Below are 5484 nucleotides of genomic sequence, written 5' to 3' on the forward strand. Positions count from 1 at the left end.
TGGTGGAACAAGCAGATGTGTCAGAATGGACAGCCATCAACAGGGTCTTATGTCGGATAAATGAGTCAAAGTTTCCATTGGCAGGAGTGATTCACTCGGCAGGGATGTTGTCGGATGGTGTATTACAAAATCAGAGCTGGTCAAGTTTTGAAAAAGTAATGGCTCCGAAGGTTCAAGGGGCTTGGTATTTGCATGAATTAACCAAAGACCAGGAGTTGGACTTTTTTGTGATGTTTTCTTCAGTAGCATCTCTACTGGGTTCTCCAGGCCAGGGAAACTATTGTGCAGCGAATGCTTTTCTAGATACATTGGCTCATTATCGTCGGGGGATGGGGTTAACTGGGCTGAGTATTCATTGGGGTGCAGTATCTCAAGTGGGAGTAGCAGCTACTCGTGGTGTAGATGTCAGGGCACAGGAGAAAGGTATGGGCGTGTTAGCCCCAGCTCAACTATTAGAGTCACTAGAGCTACTAATGAGTGGTTCGGGTGTGGAAGTTGGGGTAGTGCCCATTGATTGGTCGATGTGGCAAAAACAAGCTGAAAAATCCCTGTTCTTGGCAGAGTGTGTAAACAAAGCCTCAGATTCTTCTTTGTCTCAACCAGAGTTTCTGCAGCAGTTGGAAGCTGCAGTCCCCAGCGAACGACAGGAACTATTGGTTGCTTATGTACGCCTCCTGGTAGCTAAAGTTTTGGGAATTAGTGATTCACACTCAATAGGTTTAGAACAGGGCTTTTTTGACTTGGGGATGGATTCTTTGGCATCTTTGGAGCTGAGGAATAGCTTACAAACGGAGATAGGAGTAAATATTCCAATTCAAGAATGGACGGAAGAACTCACAATAAATACTCTATCAGCTAAAGTTGCTCGTCAATTGATTAAACCCTCCAAATTATTATGGGAGAATATCGAATTATCTAATCTAGTTCCTATTCAGCCTAATGGTTCTAAAATACCCTTCTTTTGTGTATGTGGAGGTATAGGAATTGCTTCTTACTTGTCTTTCCTAGGTCAGTATCTAGATCCAAACCAACCTTTCTATGCACTACAATCACCGGATCTTGATGGTAAATCCAGACCTATGAACCAAGTTCAGGAGATGGCTTCCAAACATATCCAAGCTATACAGACTATTCAGCCCCAAGGTCCTTACCTCATTGGTGGTAATTCGTTTGGAGCCATAGTGGCTTTTGAAATTGCCCAGCAGTTAATCCATCAAGAGCATCAAGTAAATCTACTTGCTATTTTGGATATGAGAGCACCCAGCAACACAAGAAGCCAACAGATTTCTCCACCTACTACAGAAGATATTATCAGAATGTTTATTCCAGTAGCTAAAGTATTTGGTAGGTCTCGAAAAAATGTGCAGTTACTCTCTTTTGAAGATCTAGCTTCTGTTTCATATGATGAACAACTCCAATACTACAAGGAAAAGCTAGTTGAATTTGGAGCTATATCTTCTACTATAGATATCAATCGACTTAAAGCTATAATCGAGGTGGGAAAAGCTAACGGAGAAGCTTATCAGAATTATCTACTACCAAAAATCTTATTTCCAGTTCCAATTGTCCTTTTTCGAGCAGAAGAACAATGGGATGCTTCTTCAGAACGCTTCAAGGAGGAATTTTATAAAAATTTTGAAGATCCAACATGGGGCTGGAATAAATTGTCTTCTCAAACAGTTGAAGTTCATATGATTCCAGGAGATCATCTGACAATGATGGTTCCTCCTAATGTCCAATTACTAGCTCAACAACTTCAAAAACTTCTTTATGGCGGAAATCTCACGGGGTGACAAGCTAGCTGAAAGCTATATACAGAAAGGTGTTTGCCAAATAAACCTCACGGGGTGACAAGCACCTCAAAACCTGGCTGCCTGACACAAGTGGCTCAAAGCACGCAATTACATGGTTTATGAGAAAAAGGGCAGAGTGTTATGCTGACGCTAGAGCCATTACACAACTAGCAATGTGAGCATGTCTTACTCTACCCAATTTCATGATCAACTAATGAGCTTTTTGCGTCAATACAGCCGCTACCGCGATCTGCGTCATATCAAAGCTCTAGCTTGGATGGTGAGTGCCTTAATCTGTAGTGGCAAGTTAAGCCAACCGGCCTGGGAGCCTTATGTGCCGAGTCGTGCCAAACTTGCCCAAAGTTTTGAACGCCGGTGGCAGCGCTTTTTGAGCAATACTCTGATTTGTGTGAACTCGCGCTTATTTTCCCCTAGTATTACTCGCCTTAAAAGATTGGCAGTCCCACCGTCTATATCTTGCCCTCGATACCACAGTCTTATGGAATCGCTACTGTATGATTCATCTATCGGTGGTCTGTTGTGGTCGCGCCGTACCATTTCTATGGCGGGTACTGGAACACAACAGCGCGGCCGTAGCCTTCGATACATATCGACCCTTGTTACGTCGAAGCCAGTGGCTATTACGTCAACATCCTGATGTGATGTTGTTAGCCGATCGGGGCTTTGCAAACCACGATCTGATCAGTTGGTTACAAGCTAGCAATTGGCACTACTGCCTACGATTGCCCTGTGATGTACTGCTTCATGGCCCCCATCGCTATCCCGTTGAAGTCAGCTATCTGTGGCCACCATTAGGAGAAGCTGTCTTTTATCGTAATGTTGGTCTATGGCAAGATGGGGTACATCGTTGTAATCTTGTATTAGCCAACGTCAAAGGGGTCAAGGAGCCCTGGGCCGTTATTACCGATGAGCCTCCCACCTTACAAACTTTGTGGCAATACGGTTTGCGGTTTAGGGTAGAGGAACTATTTTTAGATAGCAAATCAGGAGCCTTTGAACTCGAAGACTCTCGCATTCGCTCAGCTGTTGCACTTGAGCGGCTTTATTTAGTGGCTGCTGTGGCCCTGCTTTACGCCACAACCCAAGGCATGGCTGTTCAACTTGAAGGCTTACGGCGACAGGTAGATCCCCATTGGAAACGAGGCCTCAGCTATCTCAAAATTGGTCTGCGTTGGCTCAAGGGCGTAGTCAATAAAGGTCGGCTACTTTTAACGCCAGTACCATTGTTGCCAATAGATCCACAACCATGCTTTGCTAGCCATCAAGCCAAGTCTGATTACTACGACCAGATCTGGTTTTCGCGCATCCGGTCATGGAGCGTGTAGAACCTGATCAGCCTAGTTTTCACACAGATGTGTCAGGCAGTCAGGCCAGGAGCTTATGTTCCGGTATCAAGTTTACCTTTGACTCACGAAGGAAAAGTAGACGAAGTAGCGTTAGCGCATTTCCCAGTAAGTGATAATGAGACGGAGCGTAAAATTGCTCAGAAGCGATTGAGGGGCTCCCATGTATATTTATCGCCTGCTAATGATAACGGCAAATGCTAATCTATGCACAAGTCAGATAAAGGCACAAGTCAGATAAAGTTTCATATCTTGATTTATCAACCCCTGATAAGGTACTCTATAGGTAATTCAAAGATAAAAAGTTGGACATAATCAGGGCTTACGCTAAGGCACTATTGAATACAGGATTCAAGCTTAATTTTCGGATTTTGAGTTTTAACGTTTATTTAGGCCCACCTACTTACACATAACCATTTGAACACTTTTGATTTCACTTTTTGTCAGTCAACCAGGTAACAAACCTCTAGCAAATTAATCACAAGAAGGAAAATACATATGTATAAATGTCAAGTTTGTGGAAATACCGAAAACAATAAGCCCTTCTTTGCAAAAGAAATGATGTTTGGCTTTAGGGACAAGTTTGAGTATTTCGAGTGCCCGAATTGCGGTTGTGTCCAAATTGTGGACATTCCAGCGAATCTCAGTAAATACTATCCCGAAGAATACTATGCCTATGGCGATCAGGAAAAATTACCCGACCCACCCAAACCCATTAATCTGGGGCCGCCAGTCAGGTATTGGGTTGAATTAGCTGGCGTGGGTCTTGATGCAGCAATTTTAGATGTGGGTAGCGGTGCTGGACGTATGCTCTTAGATCTACATGAAGCTGGATACTCTAATCTCACGGGAGTAGATCCCTACATCAAAGAAGACTTAAACCCTAAGCCTGGGGTAAGAGTACTCAATCGCACCTTAGATAGATTGGAAGGAAGCTATGACTTTATTATGCTCCACCACTCCTACGAGCATATCCCCGATCCAGTAGGAACCCTACAAAACCTCCACAAACTCTTGAAGCCTAACCAATTGCTATTGCTACGCATACCCGTAGCTGCCTCCTATGCTTGGAAGAAGTATGGTGCACAGTGGGTGCAATTAGACCCTCCTCGCCACCTATTTTTACATACAAATAAGAGTATTGGCATTTTGGCAGAAACAGTGGGTTTTTCTATCGAAAAAGAGGTCTATGACTCCAATGGTTTCCAATTTTATGGGAGTGAGCTTTATCAAAAGGGTATAACTTTAATGGAATTTTTTTCAACCTTCATTCAAAATCCAGAGGAGTTGATCTTTTTTTCCTACGACGAGTTACAAGAATTTGAAGATCGCGCAGTAATACTCAATCAAAATAAAGAGGGAGATCAAGCCTGTTTTTACCTGCGCAAAGAGGGAGAGTAAGCATGGCTCGTATTCTCATTGCCACAACTCCAGCCACCAGACATGTTAACCCCATGGCTGTCCTTGTGCCGGAATTAATTAATCGCGGTCATACAATGTGGTGGTCACGGGTAAAGCATTTAAAGGCAAAATGGAGCTCCTGGGAGTCCGCTATCAACTTAATCTTTAATCAAGGTAATCTATTTTATTGAGGAAGTATTATGACTCATTTTGGCATCATGTGTCCTCCTATGTCTGGTCATATTAACCCTATGGCTACGTTAGGCTACGAACTGAAACAGCGTGGTCATCGCGTTACCGCATTAGGAGTTGAAGACACTCAACCAAAATTTATAGCAGCAGGATTAGAATTTCAGGTGATTGGCAAGTCTGATTTTCCCAAAGGATCCACAAAAGATTTCTCTACTAAACTAGGTCATTACAGTGGATTTAAGGGATTCCTGTATTCACTCAATTGGAATCTCAATACAGCAAAAATAAATTTTCGGGATGCTCCAGACCTAATTAAAGCAGCAGGTATAGAGCTATTATTATTAGATCAAGGTACTACAGAAGGAGCAACTATCGCTAACTATCTAGATATTCCTTTTGTAACTGTATCCAATGCCTTAATTTTCAATTGGGACATGAGCGTTCCTCCCATAATCACGTCCTGGAATTATGACCCTTCATGGCGGGGAATTATACGCAACCGAGTGGGTTATGCAATGCTTGAGCTGGTGAATAAATATATTGTAAACATTCTTAATGACCATCGTCAGCAGTGGAATTTATCTCCCTATAATGACTTCAATCAATCCTGTTCCCAATTGGCTCAAATTTGTCAACAACCTGCTGAATTTGAATTTCCTAGAAGAGAGCTCCCTTCTTGTTGTCATTTCACCGGTCCGTATCATTATCCAAGTTCAGTTAGTCAAGAATCAATT

At 42.8% G+C, this 5484-nt stretch carries 5 protein-coding genes and 1 pseudogene; all 6 read left to right on the top strand.

The window, feature by feature from the left end:
* Window positions 1-1793: KR domain-containing protein (locus F6K52_RS31500; protein WP_293088203.1), on the top strand; the 1793-nt coding region annotated here is incomplete at its 5' end.
* Between the two features lie 181 nt (window positions 1794-1974).
* On the top strand, window positions 1975-2451 hold the full coding sequence (locus F6K52_RS31505; RefSeq protein ID WP_293088205.1) for a hypothetical protein: 477 nt from the start codon (window positions 1975-1977) through the stop codon (window positions 2449-2451).
* Window positions 2411-3139, top strand: a complete 729-nt coding sequence (locus tag F6K52_RS31510) for a transposase (RefSeq protein WP_293088207.1) — start codon at window positions 2411-2413, stop codon at window positions 3137-3139. The genes F6K52_RS31505 and F6K52_RS31510 overlap by 41 nt, the downstream gene beginning before the upstream one ends.
* Before the next feature lie 516 nt (window positions 3140-3655).
* Window positions 3656-4558, top strand: coding sequence for a class I SAM-dependent methyltransferase (locus F6K52_RS31515; protein WP_293088209.1), 903 nt, complete (start codon window positions 3656-3658; stop codon window positions 4556-4558).
* Window positions 4559-4560: 2 nt separating this feature from the next.
* Window positions 4561-4749 (top strand): hypothetical protein, encoded by a 189-nt coding sequence (locus tag F6K52_RS31520; RefSeq protein WP_293088211.1) that lies wholly within the window; start codon window positions 4561-4563, stop codon window positions 4747-4749.
* 9 nt (window positions 4750-4758) lie between these two features.
* Window positions 4759-5484, top strand: a pseudogene (locus F6K52_RS31525) (glycosyl transferase family 1); the annotation flags it as partial.

This window comes from Moorena sp. SIO3H5 (assembly GCF_010692395.1).
Classification (GTDB): domain Bacteria; phylum Cyanobacteriota; class Cyanobacteriia; order Cyanobacteriales; family Coleofasciculaceae; genus Moorena.